This window comes from Actinopolymorpha alba DSM 45243 (assembly GCF_000373925.1).
Classification (GTDB): domain Bacteria; phylum Actinomycetota; class Actinomycetes; order Propionibacteriales; family Actinopolymorphaceae; genus Actinopolymorpha; species Actinopolymorpha alba.
In genome coordinates, this window is sequence record NZ_KB892767.1 from 1 (window position 1) to 26,962 (window position 26,962).

20 protein-coding genes and 1 pseudogene are annotated in these 26,962 nt (G+C 68.9%); 9 read left to right on the top strand and 12 right to left on the bottom strand.

Going from position 1 to position 26,962, the window contains the following annotated elements:
- Positions 1 to 202 (bottom strand): annotated as a pseudogene (locus tag B141_RS42145) (IS1634 family transposase); the annotation flags it as partial.
- Positions 203 to 299: 97 nt separating this feature from the next.
- Positions 300 to 1,868 carry a protein kinase domain-containing protein gene (locus B141_RS42150; RefSeq protein WP_157181203.1) on the bottom strand — a complete coding sequence of 523 codons (1,569 nt, stop codon included), beginning with the start codon at positions 1,866 to 1,868 and terminating at the stop codon, positions 300 to 302.
- Positions 1,869 to 2,112: 244 nt separating this feature from the next.
- Between B141_RS42150 and B141_RS0122405 the strand changes: the two genes are divergently transcribed.
- The 3 genes from B141_RS0122405 (at position 2,113) to B141_RS0122415 (ending at position 6,003) form a co-directional block, all read left to right on the top strand.
- Positions 2,113 to 3,807, top strand: coding sequence for a sensor histidine kinase (locus tag B141_RS0122405; protein ID WP_020577426.1), 1,695 nt, complete (start codon positions 2,113 to 2,115; stop codon positions 3,805 to 3,807).
- On the top strand, positions 3,804 to 4,523 hold the full coding sequence (locus tag B141_RS0122410; RefSeq protein ID WP_020577427.1) for a response regulator: 720 nt from the start codon (positions 3,804 to 3,806) through the stop codon (positions 4,521 to 4,523). The genes B141_RS0122405 and B141_RS0122410 overlap by 4 nt, the downstream gene beginning before the upstream one ends.
- A gap of 91 nt (positions 4,524 to 4,614) precedes the next feature.
- Positions 4,615 to 6,003: a C4-dicarboxylate transporter DctA gene (locus tag B141_RS0122415; RefSeq protein WP_020577428.1), complete on the top strand. Its 1,389-nt coding sequence runs from the start codon at positions 4,615 to 4,617 to the stop codon at positions 6,001 to 6,003.
- Positions 6,004 to 6,199: 196 nt separating this feature from the next.
- Here the strand turns inward: B141_RS0122415 and B141_RS0122420 are convergent, their stop codons facing one another.
- Together B141_RS0122420 and B141_RS0122425 are read right to left on the bottom strand one after the other, a co-directional pair.
- Entirely contained in the window at positions 6,200 to 10,288 is a 4,089-nt protein-coding gene (locus B141_RS0122420) for a Pls/PosA family non-ribosomal peptide synthetase (protein ID WP_026257467.1), read from the bottom strand.
- Between the two features lie 319 nt (positions 10,289 to 10,607).
- On the bottom strand, positions 10,608 to 10,877 hold the full coding sequence (locus B141_RS0122425; protein WP_026257468.1) for a CdaR family protein: 270 nt from the start codon (positions 10,875 to 10,877) through the stop codon (positions 10,608 to 10,610).
- Positions 10,878 to 11,171: 294 nt separating this feature from the next.
- Between B141_RS0122425 and B141_RS0122430 the strand changes: the two genes are divergently transcribed.
- The 4 genes from B141_RS0122430 to B141_RS0122445 all read left to right on the top strand — a co-directional run bounded on the left by B141_RS0122430 (position 11,172) and on the right by B141_RS0122445 (position 16,624).
- Positions 11,172 to 11,927, top strand: a complete 756-nt coding sequence (locus B141_RS0122430; protein ID WP_020577430.1) for an SDR family NAD(P)-dependent oxidoreductase — start codon at positions 11,172 to 11,174, stop codon at positions 11,925 to 11,927.
- A gap of 25 nt (positions 11,928 to 11,952) precedes the next feature.
- The gene (locus B141_RS0122435) at positions 11,953 to 12,837 is read left to right on the top strand and encodes an ABC transporter substrate-binding protein (protein ID WP_020577431.1); all 885 of its coding nucleotides are present in this window, start codon (positions 11,953 to 11,955) and stop codon (positions 12,835 to 12,837) included.
- 467 nt (positions 12,838 to 13,304) lie between these two features.
- Complete coding sequence (locus tag B141_RS45975) at positions 13,305 to 14,027, top strand: TetR/AcrR family transcriptional regulator (RefSeq protein WP_020577432.1); 723 nt, start codon at positions 13,305 to 13,307, stop codon at positions 14,025 to 14,027.
- Positions 14,024 to 16,624, top strand: a complete 2,601-nt coding sequence (locus B141_RS0122445) for a PEP/pyruvate-binding domain-containing protein (RefSeq protein ID WP_020577433.1) — start codon at positions 14,024 to 14,026, stop codon at positions 16,622 to 16,624. The genes B141_RS45975 and B141_RS0122445 overlap by 4 nt, the downstream gene beginning before the upstream one ends.
- A gap of 9 nt (positions 16,625 to 16,633) precedes the next feature.
- On the opposite strand, the gene B141_RS0122450 is transcribed toward B141_RS0122445, so the two are convergent.
- The 6 genes from B141_RS0122450 to ald form a co-directional block, all read right to left on the bottom strand.
- Positions 16,634 to 17,386: a pseudouridine synthase gene (locus B141_RS0122450; protein ID WP_020577434.1), complete on the bottom strand. Its 753-nt coding sequence runs from the start codon at positions 17,384 to 17,386 to the stop codon at positions 16,634 to 16,636.
- Positions 17,379 to 18,206: an SMC-Scp complex subunit ScpB gene (scpB, locus tag B141_RS50815; protein WP_020577435.1), complete on the bottom strand. Its 828-nt coding sequence runs from the start codon at positions 18,204 to 18,206 to the stop codon at positions 17,379 to 17,381. The genes B141_RS0122450 and scpB overlap by 8 nt, the downstream gene beginning before the upstream one ends.
- Positions 18,207 to 18,211: 5 nt before the next feature.
- Positions 18,212 to 19,171: a segregation and condensation protein A gene (locus B141_RS0122460; RefSeq protein WP_020577436.1), complete on the bottom strand. Its 960-nt coding sequence runs from the start codon at positions 19,169 to 19,171 to the stop codon at positions 18,212 to 18,214.
- The gene (locus tag B141_RS0122465) at positions 19,168 to 20,067 is read right to left on the bottom strand and encodes a ParA family protein (protein WP_020577437.1); all 900 of its coding nucleotides are present in this window, start codon (positions 20,065 to 20,067) and stop codon (positions 19,168 to 19,170) included. Before B141_RS0122465 ends, B141_RS0122460 begins: the two co-directional genes overlap by 4 nt.
- A gap of 151 nt (positions 20,068 to 20,218) precedes the next feature.
- A complete protein-coding gene (xerD, locus tag B141_RS0122470) occupies positions 20,219 to 21,121 on the bottom strand; it encodes a site-specific tyrosine recombinase XerD (RefSeq protein ID WP_020577438.1) in 903 nt (300 codons plus the stop codon).
- An 89-nt stretch (positions 21,122 to 21,210) separates the two neighbouring features.
- Entirely contained in the window at positions 21,211 to 22,326 is a 1,116-nt protein-coding gene (gene ald, locus B141_RS0122475) for an alanine dehydrogenase (protein WP_020577439.1), read from the bottom strand.
- Between the two features lie 255 nt (positions 22,327 to 22,581).
- Between ald and B141_RS0122480 the strand changes: the two genes are divergently transcribed.
- Both B141_RS0122480 and B141_RS0122485 read left to right on the top strand, forming a co-directional pair.
- Positions 22,582 to 23,616 carry an aminotransferase class V-fold PLP-dependent enzyme gene (locus B141_RS0122480; protein ID WP_020577440.1) on the top strand — a complete coding sequence of 345 codons (1,035 nt, stop codon included), beginning with the start codon at positions 22,582 to 22,584 and terminating at the stop codon, positions 23,614 to 23,616.
- 314 nt (positions 23,617 to 23,930) lie between these two features.
- Positions 23,931 to 25,463, top strand: coding sequence for a helix-turn-helix domain-containing protein (locus tag B141_RS0122485; protein WP_020577441.1), 1,533 nt, complete (start codon positions 23,931 to 23,933; stop codon positions 25,461 to 25,463).
- 38 nt (positions 25,464 to 25,501) lie between these two features.
- Here the strand turns inward: B141_RS0122485 and B141_RS0122490 are convergent, their stop codons facing one another.
- Positions 25,502 to 26,029 carry a GNAT family N-acetyltransferase gene (locus B141_RS0122490; protein WP_020577442.1) on the bottom strand — a complete coding sequence of 176 codons (528 nt, stop codon included), beginning with the start codon at positions 26,027 to 26,029 and terminating at the stop codon, positions 25,502 to 25,504.
- A 74-nt stretch (positions 26,030 to 26,103) separates the two neighbouring features.
- Positions 26,104 to 26,952 carry a phosphotransferase enzyme family protein gene (locus tag B141_RS0122495; protein ID WP_157181205.1) on the bottom strand — a complete coding sequence of 283 codons (849 nt, stop codon included), beginning with the start codon at positions 26,950 to 26,952 and terminating at the stop codon, positions 26,104 to 26,106.
- Between the last annotated feature and the right edge of the window lie 10 nt (positions 26,953 to 26,962).

Below are 26,962 nucleotides of genomic sequence, written 5' to 3' on the forward strand. Positions count from 1 at the left end.
ACACCGCGGCCAGATCCCCGAACCGCTTGTGCTGGCTACGTACCGGCTCACCCCCCGGCGCACCGGACAGCTTCGCCATCACCTCCTCAGCGCTGCCCAGGTACAGCTGGGACACGATGCGTGGCTTGCCGTCCACCCGCGCCGACTCCACCAAGTAGTAGTAGGTCTGCTTCCCGCGACGCTTCCCCACGATCGACGCCATATATGGGTAATACAACCGCGGAACCAAAACCTCAAGCACCACAAGGAAGACACGCCGGTCAACTACGAAGGCCGGAAACTCCCGCTAGGCGCGGCGATCAGCCGCGGCGACCTCGGTCGTGGTGGTCCCCGTCGCCGTTGTCGCCACCGTCACCCTGGTCGTTCAGCGCTGGGCCGAGCAGGTCACGGAGCGGATCGATCTGCGCGAGGTCGCCGTTCTGGAACGCCTTCACCAGCTCCCGGCGTACCTCGAACGACTTCTTGCGCGCCTGGCCCGGCTTCCCTTCGTCGAACTTGCTCAGCGCGTCACTGATGGTGGACCGAAGGTCGTCGGCCACGTCGGAGTCGATCGCGCCGGTCGCCGCGAGTTCGGCGAGCGCGGCGTCGACCTGCTGCAGCCAGGCTGCCGTTCCGAACGTCGGGATTGGCGCCGCGGAGGGCGTCGTGGCGCTCGGCGTGGCGCTCGGCGTGGTTGGGGTTGGGGTTGGGGTCGGCGTGGTCGTAGGAGCGTTGGTTTTCGAAACCGGTGCGGCCGAACGGCCCTGGTCCCCGCTGGCGGTGCTGGGAGTGTCCCGCCAGCCTTGGGTGGAGAGTGCCAGCAGCCCCACCGCCACCAGTCCCGCCGTAACCAGACCCGCGATCATGAGGATCTGCTTGCGCGATTGCCGGGACTTGGCATGCTCACCGGCACCGCGCTCCGACCGATCGCCGAGCGAGAAGAACGACGTCGCATCGCCCGGGTCCTCTCCTCCCGCGACGCCCGGTGAACCAGTGCTGCTGGGGGGAGCGGGTAGAACGACAGGGGTCGCGATCGCAGCTGTCATGGCCGAGTCGGCCGCGCTCTCGGGCGGGCCGGCCAGAAGCGCCGCGCGGACGCTGGCCGCGTCGGCCGGGCGTTCGTCGGGATCCTTGGCCATCAGGGCGAGTACGAGCGCCTCGAGATCGGCCGGGATGTCCGGCCGCCACCGCGACGGGGGATCCGGTTCGGTGTGCAGGTGTGCGTAGACGACCTCCGTGGGGCCGCCGGTGAACGGCGCCCGCGAGCACAGGAGTTGGTACAACACGCAGCCCAGAGCGTAGAGATCCGACCGCGCGTCGGCCGTGACTCCGCGGGCCTGCTCGGGGGCGAGGTAAGCCGCCGTCCCGACGACCGTGCCCGTGCGGGTGAGCCGGCTCGCCGCCTCGTCCAGCACCCGCGCGATGCCGAAGTCGACGACCTTCAGGGTGCCGTCGCGGGTACGCACCAGGTTGCTCGGCTTGATGTCGCGGTGCACGACCCCGGCTCGGTGAGCGGCCTCCAGGCCAGCCGCTGCCTGCGCTCCGAGATCGCGTACCTCAACGACGGGTAGCGGTCCACGCTCGGCCAGCTCGGCGGCGAGGGTCCGGCCATCCAGGAGCTCCATCACCAGGTAGGGACGCCCCGACCACTCCCCCACGTCGTAGACGGCGACGACATGAGGATGGCTGAGCTGTGCGGCGGCCCGGGCCTCGCGTACGAAGCGTTCCCGGTCGTTGGCGTCGCTCACCCCTGCGTGGAGCAGCTTCAACGCGACCGGGCGGCCGAGCGTGTGGTCGTACCCACGCCATACCTCACCCATGCCGCCGCTGTTGAGTAATTGGTCGACGCGATACCGACCGATCGATGTCCCCACCCTCAGCGCACTCACAGTCACCGCATCCTCAGTCGCCGTTCAGTACTAACCCCCCAGTCCGTCGCAGCAGCCTACGCAGCAAACCCCGCCGCCCGCCAAAACGCTCCGCCGGGACCACTTCCGACAAGCTCGGCGCACCCGGAGAAATCAGGGGCTCGTCACCACCGACCGTGGTCGCCCGTGGACTCTGCGGGCTGGCCGAGACCGGGCCAGCGGTCCCATCAGCGCGGATGCGCGGACCTGTCTCACACTGTGGGGCATGCTGAACCGCTCTGGTGGACATCGGGTTCGCCGGACGTCGCGGTGGAGCCTCGCCCGTCAACTGTTCGTCCTGCAGGTCCTCCTGGTGGTCCTCATGGTCATCGGAGGGACGGCCGTCGCCTACCTCGATGCCCGCCAGCGCGCCCTCACAACCGCTGACCAACGGGTGACGGGGGTCGCCGAAACCCTCGCCGAGACGCCGACCGTCCGCGCGGCCCTCGACCTGCCCGAGCCGTCGCGCGTGCTCCAGCCGTACGCCGACCGGGTCCGTGCGCAGACCGGCGTCGACTTCATCACGATCATGACGCCGTCCGGTATGCGGTACACCCACCCGAATCCCGCCCTGATCGGGAAGCCGTTCCTGGGACATATCGGGCCAGCTCAACGCGGAACGACGTTCACCGAGACGTACGCCGGCTCGCTCGGCCCGTCGCTGCGGGTGGTCACCCCGATCATGGAGGCCGGCCGGGTGCGCGGGCTGATCAGCGTCGGCATCACCCTCGACGCCATCGGGCGGGACCTGCGCGGCCGGGTGATCGCCCTCGTCGAGGTCGCCGCCCTCGCGCTCCTCCTCGGCGCCGCCGGCACCTACGTGATCAACCTGCGGCTCCGACGGGCGACCCACGGTCTTGGCCCGACCGAACTGTCCCGGATGTACGAGTACCACGACGCGATGGTGCACGCGGTACGAGAAGGTCTCATCCTGCTCGACCAGGAGCGGCGGATGACCCTGTGCAACGACGGTGCCCGGCATCTCCTCGGCCTTCCCGCCCAGGCCGACGACCGTCCGGTCACCGAACTCGGCCTACCGCCCGGGCTCACGCAGGCGCTGCTTGACGATCAGCCACGCCGCGACGAAATCCATGTGACCGACGACCGGGTCCTCGTCATCAACACCTCGCCCGCCGAGTCCGACGGCCGGCGGGTGGGTACGGCGGTGACCCTCCGGGACCAGACCGAGTTGCGGGCGCTGATGGGTGAGCTCAACACCACCCGGAGCCTCACCGAGTCCCTGCGCTCGCAGGCGCACGAGTCGGCGAACCGCCTGCACACGATCGTCTCCCTCATCGAGCTGGGCCGGGCCGACGACGCCGTACGCTTCGCCACCGCTGAGCTCGAGTCGGCCCAACAGCTCACCGACCTCGTGGTCGGCGCCGTGACCGAACCCGTCATCGCCGCACTGCTGCTCGGCAAGACGGCCGAGGCGAGCGAGCGCGGTGTCGAGCTCCTCATCACCCCGGACACCGAGGTGGGTCCCGGCGTTCAGCTCGCCGACCTCGAGCCCCGTGACCTGGTGACCATCCTGGGCAATCTGGTCGACAACGCGATCGACGCCGCCGCCGGCAGGGAGCCCGCACAGGTGCAGGTGACGGTACGCAACGACGGCAGCGAGCTCACCCTCCGCGTGGCCGACAGTGGCCCGGGCCTGGACCCGACCATGCTGGGCGACGCCTTCCAGCGAGGCTGGTCGACCAAATCCGGTGACCCGCTCGTGGGACGGGGCCTCGGGCTCGCCCTGGTCGGGCAGGCGGTACGCCGGCAGCACGGCCAGATCGAGGTCACCCGGGGCGACTATGGTGGCGCCGCGTTCACGGTCCGGCTCCCTTTGTCTGACCGGGACGGTAACGGCGGCGAGGCCGGTGGCGACGGACGGCAGACCGTACGACCGGTTGTACGACAGGAGGAGCCGTGATCAGCGTCCTGGTGGTCGAGGACGACCCGGTCGCGGCCGACGCGCACCGGTTGTACGTCGAACGCCTGTCCGGCTTCGCGGTGGCGGGTGTCGCCCACTCCGGCCGGGATGCCATGCGCATCCTCGAATCCCGGGCCGCCGCCGGCGAACCCATCGATCTGGTGCTCCTCGACCTCTATCTCCCTGACACGCACGGGCTCGACCTGTGCCGTGCCCTGCGCGCCACCGGCCAGCGCTGCGACGTGATCGCAGTGACGTCCGCGCGCGACCTCGGCGTCGTACGTGCCGCGGTGTCGGTGGGAGTCGTGCAGTATCTCCTCAAGCCATTCACGTTCAGCACGTTGCGGGACAAGCTCGAGCGGTACGCGAAGTTCCAGGACCAGCTCGCCGTCAAGGGCGAGGCGGCCAGCCAGCATGACATCGACCGGGCGTTCGGCACCCTCCGCAGCTCCGAGGCCCACCTCCCGAAGGGCATGAGCCCCGAGACCCTCGACGCGGTCCTCGACACGGTGAAGGGCTCCTCGACTGGCATGTCGGCCGCGATGGTCGGCGAGCGGCTCGGGATGGCGCGGGTGACCGCCCGCCGTTACCTCGAGTACCTCGCGGACAACGGCATCGTCGTTCGCCGTCCCAAGTACGGACAGGTCGGGCGGCCCGAGGTTCAGTACCACTGGCTGCCGGCAGACAAGGGCCGAAACGTCCGCGAAACACAATGAACACAAGGCTGCCAAGGAGTGAGACCTGGGCCACAGTCGTGCGGTGAATCTCGGGGGACGACAACCACACGTCACGGACCAGGAGATCTCTATGGCCGGCCAACCACCCTCGCGCGACACTGCCTCGTCGCGGGTCCGCCGCGACCGAACCCACCTGCTGTATCCCGCCGTGATCGTCGCCGTTCTCGCCGGCGTCGTGGTCGGTCTGGTGTTTCCCGATGTCGGTACGCAGCTCAAACCGATCGGCACCGGCTTCGTCAACCTGATCAAGATGATGATCAGCCCGGTGATCTTCTGCACCATCGTCCTGGGGGTTGGTTCGGTTCGCCAGGCCGCCAAGGTGGGCAAGGTCGGTGGTCTCGCGCTCGGCTACTTCCTTGTGATGTCGACGGCCGCGCTGGCCATCGGCCTGGTCGTCGGCAACCTGATCCAGCCGGGATCGGGCCTGCACCTCAGCCAGGAGCTGCGCGAAGCCGGCCAGGCCCAGGCGCCCACCGAGGCGAAGAACACCGTCGACTTCCTGCTCGGAATCATCCCCACCAGCCTCCTGTCGGCCCTGACCCAGGGGGAAGTCCTCCAGACCCTGCTCATCGCCCTGCTCGTGGGGTTCGCGGTCCAGGCACTGGGCCGCCACGGCGAACCCGTCATCGCGGCGCTCACCGTGGTGCAGCGGCTGGTCTTCAAGATCCTGGCGATGATCATGTGGCTGGCGCCGATCGGCGCATTCGGTGCGATCGCCGCGGTCGTCGGAGCGACCGGTGTGGACGCGCTCATCAGCCTCGGTCAGATCATGCTCGGCTTCTACGCGACCTGCGTGGTCTTCGTGTTCGTACTCCTCGGCGCTCTCCTGCGCCTGGTGACCGGTCTGTCCATCTTCTCGCTGCTGTCATACCTCCGGCGGGAATTCCTGCTCATCGTGTCCACCTCGTCGTCGGAGTCGGCGCTTCCCCGCCTCATCGCCAAGATGGAGCACCTCGGCGTCAGCAAGCCAGTTGTCGGTATCACCGTGCCGACCGGCTACTCGTTCAATCTCGACGGCACCGCCATCTATCTCACGATGGCATCGCTGTTCGTGGCGGACGCACTCGGCAAACCCCTGGCGATCGGTGAGCAGGTGTCACTGCTGGTCTTCATGGTGATCGCGTCCAAGGGCGCTGCCGGTGTCACTGGTGCTGGGCTTGCCACGCTCGCGGGCGGCCTGCAGAGCCACCGGCCGGACCTGCTCGACGGCGTTGGCCTGATCGTCGGGATCGACCGCTTCATGTCTGAGGCCCGGGCCCTGACCAACTACGCCGGCAACGCGGTGGCCACCGTCCTCGTGGGGACGTGGACCGGGGAGTTCGACAAAAAACGCGCCCGTGCCGTCCTCGCTGGCGAGCACCCCTTCGACGAGTCGACGGTGATCGACGAGCATGGCAGTGGCGCCGCCAACCCAGCGAGTAGTAAGGCGGCGAACACTCCTCAGCCAGTGGGTTCGTGAGCGGGTCGCATGGGGCTACCTCGTAGTCAGGAGGACTGCCCGTAATGGATACCTCCAGCGAGTTCGCCTCGGTTGAGATCGGTGCGGCGTTGCCGGCGGGTCGGAAAGCGCCGGCGTTGCGGGATCGGGGCCGCGGCGAGACGCACAGCAAAGTGATCCACACCCGCCCACACGAACTTCGTCGGGAATCCGGGCTTCAGCCAGAGCGGGTGCTGTTTGGGGTGGAGGTGCGGTCGGCAGTCAGCTCAACCGCAGGATTGCCTCGCCACCGGGCGTGGGCTGGTACGTGTTCGCCCTTCATCAGGAAGGAGTCGGCGTCGATCTGGGCATGTTCGTCGATGACGACGCCGTAGTGCACGAAGGCGCTGGTACCGATCGTGCAGCCAGTGCCGATGGTTATGCGGTCGGACTTGAAGACGCCTTCTTCGAGGGAGTGCGCCTGCAGGATAGTGCCGGCGTTGAGGGCACAGTCGTCGCCGATCTGGGTGAGAGTCCGTTCCAGGATTCTGCAGCCGTCGTCGAAGACACGGTGACCCATGCGGACGCCGAGGAGCCGCCAGACGAGGGGTTTGGCAGGAGTGCCGTTGAAGAGGGCGAGGTACTCGATGGGCGTCACCTTCCAGTACCGCTCGTGCCGCCAGAAGGGCCGCTCGTAGATGGAGCAGAACCGTGGCCGCAGGGCGTGGAAACCCAGCACGGCCCGTTCCGCCACGACGAAGAACCCGACTGTGAAAGCGAGTTCGAGCAGGGCTGTGCCGGCCGTCTCCAGCCAGTACAGCGTGCCGTTGTTGGCCAGCGGAAGCATGGCGATCAGCAGCAGACCGTAGACGTAGAGGCATCGCACGGTCAGGAACAGGGCCATCGTCATGGCGTTGTGGCGGTTCTTGGCCGCGAGACGGCGCCGGAACTCCGGTCCCGTGCGGAGGTGGTCGAAGCGGTGGTCGCGCTGAACCGAACGCGGGATCTCGATGGGCGGTGAGCCGAGCAGTCCGGTGTTCTCCTTGACCGGACCACTGACCGGAATCATGGCCTTGGTGGCCAGCAAACAGTTGTCGCCGGTCCTGCCGCCGGCCGGATAGACGATGTTGTTGCCCAGGTAGGTGTGGTTGCCGATGGCCACCGGGGCGGCGCGGAAGGAGGTGCTGGAGAACTCGGCGTTGGCCATGGACAGGCCGTCGGAGACCATGGTTCCGGTGCCGACCCGGGCGAGCGCGGGGACCTCGTGTTTGAGCATGGTGCCGAAGTTGGTTCCGGTCTGCTCGACCGGCGCCAGCCGGTATCCGAGGCCCTTCAGATAGTGCACGATCGCCGAGCTGTCGCCGAACAGGGTGATGAAGAAGCGGATGTTGGTTAGCCGGGCGACGGCGCGCTGGAGTGTGAAGCGCACTCCGTACAGCGGGTAGACGGTGTTCGGCTGGAGGGGACGGGACAGTACGCGCGACAGGACCGGGACGAGGACCGCTCCCAGGATGGCGAGGCCGAATACCGTGGCCGCCGCGATCTCCAGGCCATCGGCGTAGTACCTCCAACTGCCCGGCCCGACCGCTCCGGTCAGGCTGCGGACCAGCGCGGGCCGGGAATCCAGCAGCGCGGCGAGGACCACCTCGGCAACGCCGACGGTGATCGCCAGCGCCAGCACCATGACGAGGCTGTGGCACACGCGCCGCAGACGGCCGCAGCGGGCCGGCGGAACGGTGAGGTACTCAGCCCCCTCCGGCGCGGGCTGCGCCGGCGATCCGTGCCAGCACTGTCCGGCAGGTATCGACTGGCCTTCGTGCAGCGAGGAGGCATGACCGAGCTGAGCGGCGTCGCCGACGCGAACGCCGATGTCCAGAGTGCTCTGCTCGCCGACGAAGGCGCCGGCACCGATGGTGACCGGGCCGGTTTCGATGACTCCGTCGCGGGCTCGGTAGCCGTTGAGGCGGGACTCCTTGCGGATCACGCTGTCGGCCCCGATGGTCAGCAGGTCGGTGCACACCGGTACCCACCGGGTGAGGATCAGGGCGCGCGGTCCGATCTTGGCGCCCAGGGCCCGCAGGTACAGGGTGTACAGCGGCGTTCCGACGGTCAGCCGGGCCAGCAGGTTGGTGGCGATGAGGGTTCTGACACACCAGAAGCGGAAATAGGCCACGCTCCACAGACGGATGCGCTGCGGCTTCCACCGTCCGATGAGCACCCATTTCGCGACGACGGGCAGCAGGCCCGCAGCAACCAGCGCCCCGGCACCGAGGATGACCGCGCGTTCGTAGACGCTGAGCCACCCCTGTCCCCGCGCCATCCACGACGTACCGGCGTCCAGCAGGACCGAAGCAAGACACACATATGCCAGGAACGCCACGAACTGCAGAATCCCGCACAGGGCGTACCGGGGCGTGCCCACGGCTGGAGCCTCCGGCCGCAGTGGCGTGGCCGGGGCGGGGGACGGCGCCTCGTCCAGGGTCGCGGCCAGTTGACGCACGGTGGGGTGCTGGTAGACGTCCTTTATCGATATGCCGGGCAGGTCCGGTCTCTTGCGGGCGGCCGCGTTGAATTGCGCCATGAGCAGGGAGTTGGCGCCGAGGTCGTCGAAGAAGTGGCTGTCCACGGAGACCCGGTCCACCCGCAGGATTCCGGCCAGCAGCTCGGCCAGCGCCCGTTCTGTGTCGGTGCTCGGAGCCGTGTCACCGCCCGGTGCGGTGAGCCGGCGCGGCCCGGTTGGTGGTGGCAGTTGGCGGCGGTCGGCCTTGCCGCTGGGCAGCATCGGTATCGACGCGATGTGTTCGAGGTAGGCGGGGATCATGTAGCCGGGCAGCCGATCCCGCAGATATGTCAGGGTGCGTTCCGGATCCACGGCCGTGCCGTCGCGGGCGGTGTAGTAGGCGCATAGTTCCACGGTCCCCGGAATGATCTCCCGCTCGCTGACCACCGCCTGGGCGATCCCGGGCACGCGCAGCAGCACCGACTCGATCTCGGTCAGCTCCACGCGGTAGCCGCGGATCTTGACCTGGGTGTCGATGCGGCCATGGTGCTCGACCTCGCCATGGGCGTTGATCCGTCCCAGGTCCCCGGTGCGGTAGATCCTGCCGGACGGATTCCCGGCCATGCCGAGAAAGTCCGGGATGAAGCTACGTTCGGTCACGTCCGGCCGGTTGAGGTAGCCGCTGGCGAGCCCGATCCCGCCGATCGCGATCTCCCCCAACGTGTCGGGTGGCAGCACGGTGTCCTGCTCCGGGTCCAGGACGACCACCGAGTACGTCGGCAGCGGAACACCGATCGTCACCGGACGGTCGGGCGCCAGCGGGGTCCAGGTGGCGCTGACGGTCGCCTCGGTCGGGCCGTAGACATTGAGGAATCGACGGCCGGGGCGGCACCAGCGGGTGACGAGGTCCTGCGGACAGGATTCCCCCGATACCAGCAGGAACCGCAGCTCGGAGGTGGTCTCGTTCAGCGTGGCCAGCAGGGTGGGAACGCAGCACATGGCTGAGATCCGCCGCTCGCGCAGGAACACGTCCAACTCGGCACCCAGCAGGCCGGGCCCCTCGGGTCTGGGCACCAGCGTGGCACCAGCCATCCATGGCACCCATATCTCCTCGACGGAGAAGTCGAACGCGATGGTCATCCCCTGGTAGACCCGGTCATCGGAGGTGATGCCATAGACCTCCGAGGCCACCCGGACGAAGTTGCACACCGCGGGGTGGCCGATGGCCACCCCCTTCGGACGGCCGGTGGACCCGGAGGTGTAGATGACGTAGCACAGATCGTCGGCTGGCTCCCCGACAGCCATGGGGTCGAGGCGATCAGGGGACTGCTCCGCTATCCGCGACCGCATCCGGTCCAGATACAGCAGATCGACGCTGTCCGCGAGACGTCCCATCCGCTCGGCGAGCCGCGAGAGCGACAGGACCACGCGCACCGAGGCGTCAGAAACGATGTAGGACAACCGATCCGGCGGAAACCCGATGTCCAACGGCACGTACACGGCATGCGCCTTCAACACGGCCAGCATCCCCGCATAGGCGTCCACCGCGTCATCGAGCAGCAACCCGATCCGATCGCCGGGCCGTACGCCCTCAGCGATCAGGAAACGAGCAAGCCGGTTGGCCTTTTCGTCCAGCTGCGCGTACGTCAGGACGACGTCACCGGCGTCCACCGCGAGCCCGTCGGCGTTCCCCTGCGCGCGCATCCGGTCACAACGCTCCTCGAACAACCGCTCAAGCCGTTCGCCGTCCCGCCACTGGACCGTACCGTCCCAGCCAGCACAGGCGAGCACACCATCCGGACCGCTCCGCGACCTCGGAAACCGCACCTGCGGCGACCCTCCCCTGACCGCCCCTTTCCGGGCACTTTTTCCTTTGCGGTTCAATACCAACATTGTCGGCTTCCTCCGTGGACGCGGACCACTGACTGGTTCCGACGCTATGAAGAAGGCCCCCACAGCTCGCTCTGGCGAAGGTTACGTGCCGGCAAAAGTGGTCACAGCCGGCGGGAAATGAGCTGGCCCTGGTGAATCGCCCGGGTGTCCGGAGAGCTCATTCATTGGGATGACTCTCATGGCACGCGCCCCTCGTCCTCGGCTGAGAGTTGTATCGAGGAAGGCCCCAGAACCCCCGTGCTGGGGCCCTCACCTACGCCAAGGCCACGTTGCCGAAGGGTGGGAGCGGATCAGAGAGGGGTCGAGGGCCAGTCGAGAAGTCGGGCGCCGAGGAGCGCCGCCGAGCCGTCGCGGTGATGTTGCCCTGCGACTCGAAGAATGCTGCCAAGGTGTCAAGGAAAGGTTGCGGACCGCCGCGCGCCTCCGTGAGCTGCCCGAGGACCGTGCGTACCAGATCGGTAATGGCGTGATCGCGCAGCAGGACGGGAAACACCAGCAGGTCGGCGGCGTTCAACACCGGCACCCGAATTCCCAGCCGGGCGGCGAGCTGGAACGTGTTGCGTGCCTCTTCGTACGACTGGACGACACCGCTCGGGCCTGGGTGGGAGCGTCCGACCGCAAAAACTCGATATATCCGGCCGGTTGTACTTGAACAGTCTGGCGAACCCTTGCCGAAAAAGGGGCCGGCGTAGACGTTTGCAGAGAATTCGTATGGCCTTCCCTCAGGTGCGCTAGAGGCAGTACGACAGTGGTATTGAATGAAGAATTCCGTCCTCTGCGGTGCGATCCGCCCCGACAGCGAAAGTGAGGTCACATCATGACCAGCACAACCGGCAGGGTCGTATTGGTAACCGGGTCCAGCAGTGGAATCGGCGCGGCCACCGCGCGACTGCTGGCCGCACGCGGGATGCGCGTGGTGATCAACTACCTGCACAGCGCCAAAGCGGCCGAGGAGGTCGTCGCCGACATCGAGGCCACCGGCGGCCAGGCCATGGCCATCCAGGCCGACGTGTGCGAGCCCGCGGCCGTCGAAGCCCTGCTCGAACGCGTGCGCGCCGCGTGGGGCGGCGTCGACGTGCTGGTCCACAACGCGCTCACGCCGTATGCCATCAAGCCGTTCCAGGACATGACCTGGAAAGAACTGGGCGGCAAGGTCGACGACGAGATGCGCGCCGCGTTCGTGGTCACCAAGGCCGTACTACCGGCGATGACCGAAAACCACTGGGGCCGGCTGATCTACCTCGGCACCGGCCTGAGCCGTCAACCGCGCGCCGGCATGATCGCGCTGGGCACGGCCAAGGCGGCGCTCACCCAGTTCGCCCGTTACCTCGCGCAGGAACTGGGTCCGCAGGGCGTCACCGTCAACGTGGTCGAGCCCGGTCCGGTGGCCGAGACCACCATGTCGACCGTGCTCGACGACGAGGTCAAGCAGCGGCAGGTGGCCGCGACCCCGTTGGGCCGGCTGGCCCGTCCCGCCGACGTGGCCAACGTGGTCGCCTTCTACGCCAGCGAGGACAACGCCTTCATGACCGGCACCACCGCCGCGGTCAACGGCGGATTGGCGATGTACTGAGCCCCGGCGCGGAAAGGACACGGACATGCTCACCATCGATCTGGCCTACGTCGGGCGGGGCCTGCACGAGGAGTTGGTCGCCTACGTCGCCGACCAGGAGGATTTCTACGCCGCCGAGGGCGTGCACGTGTCCCTGCGCGACGGCTGCGCCTGGGACATCCAGCGGCTGCGGCCCGTGGCCACCATCGGTCTCGGCCGGGCGCTGCTGTCCCGGCTGACCGACGGGATTCCGTGGGTGGCGCTCAGCGTCAACACCGACCGACCGCTGTTCTGGTTCCTGGCCCGCGCCGGCCTGACCTCGTTGCCCGACCTGGCCGGCCAACGGCTCGCAGTGCACGCGCCGCACACCCCGCCCGGCAGCTTCGCCCGCATCGTGTTGCGCCAGGCCGGTCTCGATCCCGACCGCGATGTGCAGTGCGTCGTCCGGCCGCCCGGCGACTACGGCCTGGACCTGCGTCACCTGCGCGAGGGCGAGATCGACGCCGCCTACGTCGGCAGCACCATGGCGCCGGAGGCGATCGCCGCCGAGTACGGCTGGAATGTGCTGGCCTGGGTCGGCGACCACTTCCAGATCCCCACGGTGGGTCTGGCCGTCGACCCCACTCACCTGTCGCCCGACGACCCCGCCGTGCTGGCCGTCATTCGCGCCCATCGCCGTGCTCTCCAGGTGATCCACACCGATCCCGACACCACGGTCCGGCATATGCGGACCTTCCTGGGCCAGCACACCGAAGCCGAGGCCCGCGCCCACTACGACACCTTCATCGCCCCGTATTTCACCACCGACGGCCACGCCGACCTCGCCGTGGGCGCCGCCGGAATCGCGGCCGTCGCGGCCGAACTCGGCGTCCCGCACACCGTCACCGCCGCCGACTTCTACCGCACCACAACCATTACACCGGGGAGTTGAGCAGGAAGATGCGCGGTCATGGACGTCTATCCGGTGACACCGGCACCGCCTGCCGCAGCCGTGTGCCCTTGGAGATCACGTACACCTGCGATCCCGCCCCGTCCACGTCCCCCACCATGACGGTCTGCCCGGCGTCCGAGCCTCCCGGACCAGTTGCAGGAACTCCTGCCGCATAAGCGGATCGAGCCGCTGGTCGGCTCGTCGAGGATCAGGAGCTCGGGTTCGTGCATGAACGCCTGGACCACGCGCACCGGGCCGTACGTCGGCCGGATCAAATCCAGCAGCAGGCGGATCGTCGTCGTCTTGCCAGCGCCATTGGGCCCGGCCCGAGGTAACCGAAGACCTCACCTATGTGGACCTCGAGGTCGAGGAGCAGTGGCTTGACCCGACAGATGGCCAGCGAGTAGCTTCCGGGTGTCCAGTGAATGACTAATTACGCTCATCCGGTCAATATCTTGGGAGTGCGGATGGTCGGAAGAGGGCGCACGGCGCGCGCCCACCGCATCCTCGACGCCGCCGAGGAGCTGATCCTGCGCTTGGGCTACAACAAGACGACCCTCGATGACGTCGCCCGGCTCGCCGGCGTACCCAAGAGCACGATCTATCTGCACTGGACCACGCGGGACACGCTCTTCGCCGCGCTCCTCCGCCGGGAACGCCTGGTCATGGTCGAAGCGATCCAGCATGAGGTCACGCGGTCCGCCGACCGGATCACGCTGCCCGAACTCCTTCGCACCCTGGCGCTCGAAATCGCCCGGCGCCCCCTCCTGCGAGCCGCCCTCCTGCAGGACAACGAGGTGCTGGGCCGGCTCGTCGCGCAGAAGCGCCAGAGCAACCAGGCGACGGCCACCGCCGGACTCGAGCACTACCTCGAGACCCTGCGGGCCCTCGGCGTGGTCCGCACTGACTTCTCCCTGGCAGACCACGTCAACGTCATCAGCATGGCGACGTACGGAGCCTTCATGACCGGCCCGATGCTGCCCGACGATCTCAGGCTCTCTGACGAGCGGCGCGCCGAGCTCATCGCCGAGACCGTGCACCGCACGCTCGCGATCGACCGGCCGCTCTCCTCCGAGGACGCCGAAGCGATCTCGAAAGCCACCCGCGAGTTCCTCGACACCGCGGTGGGGATCGCACGGGACAAGCTCGCGCAGTCCCTCGCCCCTCCGCATGGAAAGGACCGCACGTGACCTCACCGGCGACGAACCCACCACCGATCTCGTGGGTGCTCCCGCTCGATGACAACCGCGCTACCAGCCTCGCACTGACCGGAGGGAAGGGCGCGTCGCTCACCCGGCTCGCGATCGCGGGCCTGCCCGTCCCCCCGGGATTTCACCTCACGACCAGGGCGTACCAGGAGTTCGTCGACCGGAACGGCCTCCGGGATCAGATCCTGGCGATCCTCGCGAGGACCACCATGGACGAGCCCGCGTCGGTCGAAGCCGCGTCCGCGCGGATCAGGGAGCTGTTCGCCAAACGCGAGTTGCCAGCTGCGATCGCCGAGGCGATCCGCAAGGCCTATGCGGGGATGGGCGGAAACGAGCCGGCGGTCGCGGTGCGTTCCTCGGCCACCGCCGAGGACCTGCCGGAGATGTCGTTCGCCGGACAGCAGGACACCTTCCTCAACATCCACGGCGAGACGATGCTGCTGGCGGCGGTCAAACGCTGCTGGGCCTCACTGTGGACCGCACGGGCGATCGACTACCGCGCCCGCCATGACGTTCCCTCCGGCGACGTCGCGCTCGCGGTCGTCGTGCAACGGCTCGTACCCGCCGACGCGGCCGGCATCCTCTTCACCGCCGACCCGGTCACCGGAGCCCACGACCAGGTGCTGGTCAACGCCGCCTGGGGACTCGGCGAGGCCGTCGTCGGCGGGCAGGTCACCCCGGACACCTATCACGTCGATCGCACGAGCGGCGCGGTCACCGAGCAGCGGATCAGCGACAAGACGGTCATGACCGTGCGTACGGCGGAGGGTACGCACGAGGTGGCGGTGCCCGCTGATCGGCGTACCCACGCGGTGCTCGACGACGAGCAGGCGGCCGGACTCGCCCGGCTCGGCGTCCGCATCGAGGAGCTCTACGACCAGCCGATGGACGTCGAATGGGCCATGCACGACGGGTCCTTCTTCATCCTCCAGGCCCGACCGATCACCGGGCTGCCAACAGCGACACCAGGCACCGAGGAGTGGAACGACAGCCTGACCGGCGACTACCTGTGGACGTGCGCGAACCTCGGTGAGGCCATCCCGAGCGTGATGACGCCCTGCACCTGGTCACTGGTCCGGATCTTCATGTCCGAAACGATGTCGCTCTCCCACGTCGGACCGCACCGCATCTCCGGCAACATCGGCGGGAGGTTCTATCTCAACCTCAGCGTCACCATGTCGGTCGGCACAGCCCTCGGCGTCACCAAGCTCATCAGGCAGGCCAGCGAGCAGGCCGTCGGCCGGATTCCTGACACCGTGGGGATCCCGCCGTTGCCGATGTCACGATGGCAGGTCGTACGCGAGGCGTTGTCGAGTGCCGTGCCGTTCCTCGGGCGGGTGCTGGCGTACCAGAAGAGGTTGCCGGCGCTCCTCGCGGAGGCGCCCGCACGCTGTGAAGCGGCCCGCACCGCGATCCGGTCCGCGAACGACGCCGCCGACCTCGCCGCAGTGTGGCGGACCACCGTCGACCCCCTCCTGCGTGACGTCAGCCGGATGCTCGCAGCGGGCGCCCGCCTGAACGGCGCGGGCCTGATCCAGATCCGTCCGAAGGTAGGCAAGCTGGTGGGCGAAGCCGACACAACCACACTGCTCACCGGGCTGCACAAGGGCGCCAACCAGCTCGCGAGCCTCGGCCCGGTGGTCGGCCTCGCCCAGGTCGCGCGCGGCGAACTCGACCGGGAGACCTACGTCCGTCAGTGGGGACACCGCTGCCCGGACGAGTTCGAGGTGTCGACGGCTCGACCGGCCGAGGATCCGCAATGGATCGACCGGCAACTCGAGTCCCTTCGTGATTCTGAGCACGATGCGACCGCGTTGCTCGCCCGCCAGGAGGAGGCCCGCACGGCCGCCTGGCAGAGGTTCGAGCGGACGCACCCGCGCAAGGTCAAGGCGCTGCGCCGCCAGATCGAGCGGGCCGCGGTCGCCGCCCGCGCCCGCGAGGACGCCCGCTCGGAGGTGATCCGCGCGTTCTGGGTCCTGCGGGACTTCGTCGTGTGCGCCGGTGACCTGACCGGTCGGGGCGAGGATCTGTTCTTCCTGCCGATCGAGGAGATCCTCGACCTCCTCCACGGCGACGACACGGTGCTGGACGCGGTGCCGACCCGCCGGGCGACGTACGAACGCTATCGCGCGCTCCCGCCGTACCCCACGCTCATCCGTGGCACCTTCGACCCGTTCCGGTGGGCCGCCGACCCGAACCACCGGGTGGATGTCTTCGACGACCACCACGAACTCGCCCCGGTCAGTGACTCGATCAGTGGCTTCCCCGGCGCCGCCGGTGTGGTCGACGGCACGGCTCGGGTGATCCACAGCGTGGACGAGGGCGATCAGCTGCACGCCGGGGAGATCCTGGTGACCACCGTGACGAACGTCGGATGGACGCCGCTCTTTCCGCGCGCGGCGGCGGTCGTGACAGACATCGGCGCACCGCTGTCCCATGCCGCGATCGTCGCGCGGGAACTCGGCATCCCCGCGGTGGTCGGCTGCGGCAATGCCACCATGCGGGTACGCAGCGGCGACCGCATCCGTGTCGACGGCGAACACGGAACGGTCGAGATCCTGGCGTCCGCCAACCCCTGAGGGCTGGCGCTAGAGCTCCACCGCATCGAGCAGGGAGCCCAGCTCCTTACGGGTCAGCGGACGGAATTGGCCGGGCCGCAGGTCACCGAGCTTGACGGGACCGACCGCGGTACGCACGAGCCGGCGTACCGGATGGCCCACCTCGGCGAGCAGCCGCCGGACGATGTGCTTGCGGCCCTCGTGGAGCACGACCTCGACGAGTGCCTTGCGGCCGGACTGCTGCACGATCCGGAACGCATCCACCCGGGCCGGCCCGTCCTCCAACTCCACGCCGTCCCGCAGCTGGCGGCCGACACGGTGCGGCACCGGGCCCGTAACCTCCGCGAGGTAGGTCTTCTGGACGCCGTACGACGGATGCGCGAGCCGGTGCGCGAACTCACCGTCGTTGACGAGCAGGATCAGCCCTTCGGTATCGGTGTCGAGCCGCCCGACGTGGAAGAGGCGTTCCCGGCGGTCCTCGACCAGGTCCCCGAGGCAGCGCCTGCCCTCCGGGTCGCTCATCGTGCTCACCACACCGCGCGGCTTGTTGAGCGCGAGGTAGACCTTGCTGACGTCGACGGGTACGCGTTCACCGTCGACCCGAAGGACGTCGTGCTCGGGGTCGACGCGGGTCCCGAGCACGGTCACGATCTCGCCGTTGACCTCGACCCGGCCGTCGATGATGAGCTCTTCGGCCGCCCGGCGGCTCGCCACCCCGGCCTGGGCGAGCACCTTCTGGAGGCGGATGCCCTCAGGATCAGCCGTCGCCTGATGGTTACTCATGGGGATCGGTTTCCTGGGTTGGTTCGGGCGCGGCATCCGCCGTCGCGGGCTCGTCGGTTGCCGCGAGCTCGGTCGCCGGGGATTCAGGCGCGGCGGATTCGGGCGCCACCTGCTCGGATTCCATCTCGTCGATCTCGGGGAGATAGGGCGCGAGGTTCGGGAGTTCCTCCAGCGAACGGATGCCGAGGCGTTCGAGGAAGTACGACGTCGTGCGGTACAACGTGGCCCCGCTCTCGCCGTCCGTACCCGCCTCCTCGACCAGCCCCCGGGTCACCAGCGTTCGCATGACACCGTCGCAGTTGACGCCGCGGATCGCCGAGACCCTGGCCCGGCTGACCGGTTGGCGGTACGCGACCACCGCCAGCGTCTCGAGCGCCGCGTTGGTGAGCTTGGCCTGCTGGCCGTCGAGCACGAACCGCTCCACGACCTCGGCGTACTCCTCCCGCGTGTAGAGCCGCCAACCGCCGGCCACCTCCCGCAGCTCGAAGCCCCGGCCCTGCTCGGTGTACGACGTCGAGAGTGTGCGCAGCGCCTCCTCGATGACGGGTCGCGGACGGTCGAGCACCTGCGCGAGGGTCACCGGCAAGAGCGGCTCGTCGACGATCAGCAGGATCGCCTCGATCGGGCCGAACAACTCCTCCACCGGCGGTTCCTCGACCAGTGGCTCCTCCGCGGCCGGCTCTTCTACCGCTGGCTCCTCCACAGCCGGTTCCTCCGGCGAGGCTTCCTCTGCCACCGGCTCCTCGGTTGCCGGCTCGGCCAACGCCGTTGGCTCCTCTGCTGGCTCCTCCAGCGAGGCTGCCTCTGCCACGTCGGGCATCCCTGTCACTGCGTCTCCTCCGCCAGCTCCGGCTCGTCCGTCTGCTCCTCCTGCGGAACCGGCGCCAGCTCCACGTCACCCTCGTCGAATTCGTCCCCGACAGCGACCTCGCCCTCGTCGCTCCCCGACCAGCGCACCGTCAGCTCCGACAGCGCCTCGAGCTGTTCGAACGCCACGGCGCCCTCCCGGAAGAGTTCCAGGAGCGCGAGGAACCGCGCGATCGTGGTCACGAGGTTGGGCGAGTCGGCCGTCAGTGCCCGGAACGTCGTCGACCGCAGCCTCCGGAGCCGCTCCACCACGATCGTGGCCTGCTCGCGGACGCTCACCCGCGGCGCGTGGATGTGCGCCAGCGAGAGCACGGGCTCGAGCTTGGGCTTCAGGGCCGTCGCGGCGAGCTTGGCGAAGTCGTCCAAGCTCAGACCGATGAGGACCTCAGGCAGCAGCTTGCCGTACCGCTCCTCCAGCCCGACCGCCCGGGGGTACCGCCGCGACTCCCGCGCTATCTGCGCCGCCAGCAGCCCCGCCACCTGCTTGTACGCGCGGTACTGCAGCAACCGTGCGAACAGCAGGTCCCGGGCCTCCAGCAGCGCAAGGTCCTCCTCGTCCTCGACCTCGCCCTGCGGCAGGAGCCGAGCCGCCTTCAGGTCGAGCAGGGTGGCCGCGACCAGCAGGAACTCCGTCGTCTGGTCGAGGTCCCACTCCGGGCCCTTCGCCCGGAGGTAGGCGATGAACTCGTCGGTGACGACGGACAGTGCAACCTCGGTGACGTCGAGCTTGTGCTTGGAGATCAGGCTGAGCAACAGGTCGAACGGGCCCTCGAAGTTGTCCAGCCGGACCGTGAAGCTCTCGCGCGACTGCGTACCCGCCGGCGCCGCCTCGGTGGAGTCGGTCGCCGGGTCCGGATCAGTCGCCGGGGTGGGTTCGGTCGCGAGGTCGAGGTCGGTCACGTTCTCTGTGGCGGTCACAACCTGGCCAGGAGTTCGCGCGCGAGCTGGCGGTAGGCCTCGGCGGCCAGGCTGCTGGGCGCGTACGTCGTGATGGGCTCGCCGAGCTTGTTGGTCTCGGGGAAACGGACGGTCCGGGAGATGATCGTGTGGAACACCGTCTCGCCGAACCTCTCGACGACCTCCTCCAGGATCTCCCGCGCGTGGAGGGTCCGCATGTCGAACATCGTCGCCAGGATGCCCTCGATGCGAAGCTTTGGGTTGATCCGTTGCTGGACGGTCCGGATGGTCTTGTCGACGAGGAACCCAAGGCCCCGCAGCGCGAAGTACTCACACTCCAGCGGGATGATCACGCCGTCTGACGCCGTGAGCGCGTTGACGGTGAGCAGGCCGAGCGAGGGCTGGCAGTCGATCAGGATGAAGTCGTACTCCGGACGCATGGGGTCGAGCACGCGCTGGAGCGTGGTCTCGCGCGCCACCTCGGTCACCAGCTGGATCTCGGCACCGGACAGCGAGATGTCGGAGGGCAGCAGGTCGAGCCCCGCGACGCTGGTCTTGAGCCGGATGTCCTCGGCCGTGGTCTCGGGGTCGATCACCAGGTCGTACGTCGAGGCGTCGAGGGCGAGCGGGTCGATGCCGAGACCGATCGTGAGGGACGCCTGCGGGTCGAAGTCGACCAGCAGCACCTTGCGGCCAAGCTCCGCGAGCGTCGCGCCGAGGTTGATCGCCGTGGTGGTCTTGCCGACGCCACCCTTCTGGTTGACGATCGCGATCACCCGTGCCGGGCCGTGCGTCTCCAGCGGGGGTGGCTTGGGGAACTTGATCCGCGGGCGGGGCGATTCTTCGGCGCCGTCTACGTCCCGGGATAGCTGGGGTTGGGCAGACTCGGCTCCGGGAACGTTCATCGAGTCGTTCACGGCTCGTGTGACCTCCTGCCCTTCATAGCCGGCACCGTCGCTGCGCCAAGACCGCGGGCTCCTCTTCCGGAGATCGGAGAGACGGCGACCCTGGGGTGGGTGACTCTAGTCTCAGCCATGCTGCCTAAGACGGTAGACCCAAGCGCACCGTCTACGCCCGTGCACGGGGGTGTGTCGCGGCATACACCTCACGCAGCTTGTCAACCGTGACGAGCGTATAGACCTGGGTGGTCGTCACTGACGCGTGCCCGAGGAGTTCCTGTACGACGCGGACATCCGCGCCACCGTCAAGCAGATGCGTGGCGAACGAGTGGCGGAGCGTGTGCGGAGAAACCTCTACCGTCACCTGCGCGCGCTCGGCAGCGTTCCGCAGCACCGTCCACGCGCTCTGCCGCGACAGCCGGCCGCCGCGGGCGTTGAGGAACAGCGCCGGTGTGCCCCGACCCGCCGCGGCCAGCGCCGAGCGGGCCCGGACCTGGTACGCCGCGACCGCCTCGCTCGCGTACGACCCCACCGGGACCACCCGCTCCTTGCCGCCCTTGCCCCGCAGCAGCACCGACCCCGAAGACAGGTCGAGGTCGTCGACGTCGAGGCCCACCGCCTCCGAGATCCGGGCGCCGGTGCCGTAGAGGAGCTCGAGCAGGGCACGGTCGCGCAGACCGAGCGGCGTGCCGGGGGTGCCGGCCGCGTCCAGGATGCGTTCGACGTCCGCCACCGGGAGTGCCTTGGGGAGCCGCCGGGGTGGCGCCGGAGGCCGCACGTCGCGGGCCGGGTCGGCGGTCGTGAGCCCCTCCCGGTGCGCGAACTTGTGGAACCCCCGGACCGCGACCACGGTCCGCGCCGCCGAGCTCGCGCCGAGTGCGCGATGGTCGGCGTCACCTTCCCGGAGCTGGATGAGGAACGCCGTCACGTCGCCCTCACTCACCTTCTCAGGCTGACCGAGACCGCGGGCGGCCAGGAAGTCCGCGTACCGTCGCAGGTCGCGGCGGTACGACGAGAGAGTGTTGGCGGCGAGCCCGCGTTCGACCGCGAGATGGTCGAGGTACCCCGTCACCGCATGGTCCAGCGCGCTTGCCCTCGACGACGTGGAGCGACGACCGGCTCCCGAACCTCGGGCGTCGGCGTCGGGTATGGCGTGGGTACTCAGGCCACCACCTCTGACAGGTTGACGTGCGGGAGCCGGTGCGCGTCGGCGACGGCGGCGTTGACGAGGTGACCCCGATGGGTGTTCAGGCCGAGGCCAAGAGCCGGGTCGTGGCGGCACGCCGCCTTCCAACCGTGGTCGGCGAGATCGAGCACGTAGGGAAGCGTGACGTTCGTGAGCGCGTACGTCGACGTGTGCGGCACCGCACCGGGCATGTTGGCGACGCAGTAGAACACCGAGTCGTGGACGCGGTACGTCGGCTCGTCGTGGGTGGTCGGCCGGGAGTCCTCGAAGCAGCCGCCCTGGTCGATCGAGACGTCGACGAGCACGCTGCCGGGCTTCATCCGGGCCACCTGGTCGCTGGTGACGAGGGTCGGCGCCTTCGCGCCCGGCACCAGCACCGCTCCGATCACCAGGTCGGCGTCCAGCACCGCGCGTTCGATCTCGTACGCGTTGGAGGCGACCGTCTGCAGGTGGCCGCGGTAGACCCGGTCGGCCTGGCGCAGGCGTTCGATGTTCTTGTCGAGGAGGAGGACCTCGGCCTGCATGCCGAGGGCGATCGCCGCCGCGTTGAGTCCGGAGACGCCGGCGCCGATGACGACGACCTTCGCGGCGTACACACCGGAGACCCCGCCCATGAGGATCCCGCGCCCACCACCCTGGCGCATGAGGTGGTACGCCCCGACCTGGGGAGCCAGCCGGCCGGCGACCTCGCTCATCGGCGCGAGCAGCGGCAGCGAACCGTCGGCGAGCTGGACGGTCTCGTAGGCGATCCCGGTGATGCCCGAGTCGAGCAGCGCGTGCGTGCACCCCCGGGACGCCGCCAGGTGGAGGTAGGTGAAGAGCACCTGGTCCTTGCGGAGCAGGGGGTACTCCGAGGACAGCGGCTCCTTGACCTTGAGGACCAGCTCAGCGTGCGACCACACCTTTTCGGCGGTGTCGAGGATCCGGGCCCCGGCGCGCTCGAACTCCCCGTCAGGGATCGCTGACCCCGCGCCGGCATGGCGTTCGACGACGACCTCATGCCCGTGCCGGACAAGCTCATGCGCGCCCGCGGGGGTGAGCGCGACGCGGTATTCGTGGCTCTTGACTTCCTTCGGGACACCGATCTTCACAGTCGTTCAGCGCCTTCCAGTGGCCGAGGTGGTCCGGACCCCGTGGTCGCCGGGGCGCGGTTACCACCGCTCGGGGCAGCCTGGTCGCCGCCCCCTGATGGTTGTCCGCGACTGGTCTTGTGGACCGGCGCGGCGGGGCGAGTGTATTCCCGGGCGCGGCGGTGTTTGGAGCGCGTACGACCGCGCCGCGCCAGCGCACCTTCTGCCATACCGGTGACATACCCGGTCTGGTACCCGGTCTGAGAGAGTGCGCTCATGGAGATCACGGAGGCCCATCGGCTTTGGGACGCCGCGCCCGGCTGGCTCAACACCGCCAGTTACGGACTCCCACCCAGAGTCGCCTGGATCGCCCTGCAGGAGGCCCTCGACGACTGGCGGCACGGGCGTACGAGCTGGGAGGGATGGGACACCTCGACCGCCCGGTCCCGGGCGGCCTTCGCCGAACTCCTCGGCGTACCCACTGCGGACGTCGCCGTGGGCAGCACGACGTCGGGGCTCCTCGCGCCCGTGGCGGCGGCGCTGCCGGACATCGCGCGGGTCGTCCTGCCGGACATCGAGTTCACCTCCAACGTGTTCCCCTGGATGGTGCACGCCGACCGGGGCGTCGAGGTGGTCGCGGTGCCGCCCGGCCAGCTGGTCGACGCGGTGGATCGGCGTACGACTGTCGTCACGTTCAGCGCGGTCCAGTCGGCGACCGGCGAGGTGGCGGACTTCGACGCCCTGGTCGAAGCGGCCCGCGCGGTCGGCGCGATGGTGGTCGTGGACGCCAGCCAGGCGGCGGGCTGGTTGCCGCTGGCGTGGTCGCGCGCCGACGTGGTGGTGGCGAGCGCCTACAAGTGGCTGATGGCGCCCCGTGGCGCGGCGTTCGGGTACCTCTCCCCCGCCGTGCGCGAGCGGTTCCGTCCGCTGCAGGCGGGGTGGTATGCAGGGACCGATCCGCATGCGTCCTACTACGGTCCGCCGCTACGACTTGCCGAGGATGCCCGGAAGTTCGACATCTCGCCGGCGTGGTTCTGCTTCGTGGGGGCCGCACCCGCGCTGGAACTTCTCGTCGAACTCGGCGTGGAGCGGGTGAACGCCCACAACGTGGCGCTCGCCAACCGGTTCCGTGCCGGACTGGGCCTGCCGCCGGGAGACTCGGCGATCGTCTCCACCGACGTGCCGGACGCCGAGTCGAAGCTGGCCGCGGCGGGTATCCGGGCAGCGGTGCGGGGCGGCCGGGTGCGGGTGTCGTTCCACGTCTACTCCACCGAGGCCGATGTCGACGCCGCCCTCGACGCGCTCGCGTAAGGCAGCAGTCCGCAGCCGACATGTTGGGGCCCAAATGATCACGTATACGTGGTCATTGCCCGCCTCACATGGTGTCGATGCCATGCAAGGCATCCGAGCGCGCGGGCCAGGCGGTATTCGTCGGGCCCGGTCGAGCGCCCGCAGCCGCGCACCGTCGTCGACCTCAACGTGGCACTCCGCGGTCCGGGCCGCCGCATCCTCAGCCGTCAAAATGTCACCATCCGCATGCCGCTCCCTAGAAACTTCCACCATCGCCCCCAGACACGCCCGATCCGACCTCGGCGTACCTCACATATGAGATACGCTCACGGGCCATGACCGAGAATTACCTCCTCCGGGTCGGCAACCTGATCCGGGACTCGCGCCAACACCGTGGCTGGACCCAGGCGCAGCTCGCCGACGTGCTCGGCACGAGCCAGAGCGCTATCAACCGCATCGAGCGCGGACACCAAAACCTCAGTCTGGAGATGCTCGCCCGCATCAGCGAGGCGCTCGACAGCGAAATCGTCTCCCTCGGGACGTCTGGCCCCATGCACCTGCGAGTCGTCGGAGGTCGCAAGCTTTCGGGAAGCATCGACGTCAAGACCAGCAAGAACGCCGGTATTGCCCTCCTGTGCGCCGCACTCCTCAACAAGGGGCGAACGACGCTTCGCCGGGTCGCCCGCATCGAGGAGGTCAACCGGATCCTCGAGGTCCTCACCAGCATCGGCGTCCGCACCCGGTGGCTCAACGCCGACAACGACCTCGAGATCACCCCGCCGGCGCGGCTCGACCTCGACAGCATGGACGTCAGCGCCGCTCGGCGTACCCGCACGGTGCTCGCCCTTCTCGGCCCACTCATGCACCTCGAGGACCGCTTCAAGATCCCGTACGCCGGCGGCTGTGACCTCGGCACCCGCACCGTCGAGCCGCACATGGTGGCCCTGCGCCAGCTCGGCCTGGAGGTGAAGGCGACCGGCGGTTACTACCACGCGGAGGTCGACCGTGACTTCACGCCGAGCAGGCCCATCGTCCTGACCGAACGCAGTGACCTGGCCACGGAGAACGCCCTCATGGCGGCCTCCCGGCGGGACGGTGTCACCGTCATCCGCAACGCCAGCGCCAACTACATGGTCCAGGACCTCTGCTTCTACCTGAGCAAGCTCGGCGTCCGCATCGACGGCATCGGCACGACCACGCTCACCGTGCACGGCGTACCCACCACCATCGACTGCGATGTCGACTACGCGGCCTCCGAGGACCCGATCGAGGCGATGAGCCTGATCGCCGCGGCAATCGTCACCTCGTCGGAGATCACGGTCCGGCGGGCGCCGATCGAGTTCCTCGAGATCGAGCTGGCGCTGCTGGAGGAAATGGGTCAGAGGTACGACCGCAGCGAGGAGTACCTCGCGGCCAACGGGCACACCCGCCTGGTCGACCTGACCATCCGTCCGTCGCGGCTGCACGCACCCATCGACAAGGTGCACCCGATGCCGTTCCCCGGCCTCAACATCGACAACCTGCCGTTCTTCGCGGTGATCGCGGCGACCGCGCACGGCTCGACGCTGATCCACGACTGGGTCTACGAGAACCGCGCCATCCACCTGACCGAGCTCAACAAGCTCGGCGCGCGGGTCAAGCTGGCCGACCCGCACCGGATCTATGTCGAGGGCCCCACCCGGTGGTCAGGCACCGAAGTCATCTGCCCGCCCGCCCTACGGCCCGCGGTCTGCATCCTGCTGGCGATGCTGGCCGCCAAGGGTACGTCGGTGCTGCGCAACGTCTATGTGATCAACCGGGGGTACGAAGACCTCGCCGAGCGCCTCAACCAGCTGGGCGCCCGGATCGAGACCTTCCGCGACATCTGAGCGACGACCTGAGGGCTGGCGGTCGGCGTGACCGCTCCTCAGGCCAGCTTGCCGAACTCCTCGGCGTACCGGCACCTGCCGCGCAGCCCGTCGTCGTACGTCGTGAGTCGGCGCACCTGGAAGTACTCCCCCCAGTCCGGCTCCGGCGCGATGATTCCGGACCGACCCGCCGGCTCGAACCCGAAGCGGGAGTAGAACGCCGGCTCGCCGAGCAGGATGACGGCTGGTGCGCCGTACCCATCGGAGGCGCCGAGCACGGCATGCATGAGCGCGTGACCGACACCGCGACCCTGATGGTCCGGGCGTACGCCGAGCGGCCCGAGTCCGAGCACCGGGCGGTCCTCGACGTACGCCCGCGAGCACACGACGTGCCCAACGACCTCGCCGGCACCGTCGAGCGCGACGAGGGACAACTCGGGGATCCAGTCATCGCCCGCCCGCAGCCAGTCGACGAGGTCGGCTTCCTGCACCCGCTCAGGATCGGGAAGGTCTGGCCGATGGAAGGCTTCGAACTGCACGGCGCGGATGGCATCGACGTCGTTCGGGAGTTCACGGCGGATCAGCATGCCCGCACGCTAGGGGCGCCCGGCCGGCCGACGCACCAAGATTTCGGGCCGGCCGACTGTCGCCGAAGCCCGGGTCAGCCCGTGGCTTCTTGCCGCAGGCGCGCGAGCACGTCGCGGTGATGCGCCTCGAAATGCGGGTCGTGGTGCTCGCGAGCCCAGACGATCGAGGACACCGCTCCGAGCACGGCCGCGCCCCGCAGGACCGCGTGGTCTTCCTCGGCAAGCGACCGGCCGTATCCGGAGAGGAACGCGTCGCGCAGGTCAGGCCGCCCACGCCACTCCGCGAAGTACATGCGGTTCAGGTCGTTGACCCAGACGTCCTTGCGGGCGTGCCCGAAGTCGATGACGCGGACCGTGCCCTCGCCATCCACCAGCCAGTTCCGTGGTGTGTAGTCCCGGTGGCACGGAACCCGCATAGGCTCGGGCAGCTCCACGAGACGGCGTACCTCCTCGCGCGCGAAGGTCCGCTGCGCCTCGTCGATCAGATCCCCACCGCGGGCGATCCATTGCTCGAGCAACTCGGCGACGCGTTGGGGGTACCCCGGCCAGGGCTCGGGAGACTCCGCGTCATGAAAACGCCGGAGCAGCGCGCCGGCCTGCTCATGGACGCCGACCTCCTCACCGCTCGCCAGGGTGTCGGCGGCAACAGAGCCGGGAACGACCGACATCACCAGCGCACGGAGGGCGTCATCACTGGCGCGGAGCCAGGGTGCGCGGCCCCCCAACACCGGCACCCAGGAGTGGTACGCCGAAAGCTCGCGGTGGTACGCCTTCTCCTGACGGTGGCGCTTGGCGTACCACGACGTGCCGCCGGCATCGCGTACCTCCAGGACACACGCCTCGCCGTGCTCCCAGGACCTGTCGGCGGAGACCTCCGCGGAGCCCAGCACCCGGTGGACGTACTCCTCGAGCTCGTCGCGCACCAGCAGCACG

What these genes read in the sequence shown, in the direction of transcription:
- B141_RS0122415 (WP_020577428.1), top strand. Translation starts at nt 4,615, where the DNA reads ATGGCCGGCCAACCACCCTCGCGCGACACTGCCTCGTCGCGGGTCCGC.
- B141_RS45975 (WP_020577432.1), top strand. Translation starts at nt 13,305, where the DNA reads ATGGTCGGAAGAGGGCGCACGGCGCGCGCCCACCGCATCCTCGACGCC.
- B141_RS0122480 (WP_020577440.1), top strand. Translation starts at nt 22,582, where the DNA reads ATGGAGATCACGGAGGCCCATCGGCTTTGGGACGCCGCGCCCGGCTGG.
- B141_RS0122405 (WP_020577426.1), top strand. Translation starts at nt 2,113, where the DNA reads ATGCTGAACCGCTCTGGTGGACATCGGGTTCGCCGGACGTCGCGGTGG.
- B141_RS0122490 (WP_020577442.1), bottom strand. Translation starts at nt 26,029, where the DNA reads ATGCTGATCCGCCGTGAACTCCCGAACGACGTCGATGCCATCCGCGCC.
- scpB (WP_020577435.1), bottom strand. Translation starts at nt 18,206, where the DNA reads ATGCCCGACGTGGCAGAGGCAGCCTCGCTGGAGGAGCCAGCAGAGGAG.
- B141_RS0122450 (WP_020577434.1), bottom strand. Translation starts at nt 17,386, where the DNA reads ATGAGTAACCATCAGGCGACGGCTGATCCTGAGGGCATCCGCCTCCAG.
- B141_RS0122430 (WP_020577430.1), top strand. Translation starts at nt 11,172, where the DNA reads ATGACCAGCACAACCGGCAGGGTCGTATTGGTAACCGGGTCCAGCAGT.
- B141_RS0122435 (WP_020577431.1), top strand. Translation starts at nt 11,953, where the DNA reads ATGCTCACCATCGATCTGGCCTACGTCGGGCGGGGCCTGCACGAGGAG.
- B141_RS0122485 (WP_020577441.1), top strand. Translation starts at nt 23,931, where the DNA reads ATGACCGAGAATTACCTCCTCCGGGTCGGCAACCTGATCCGGGACTCG.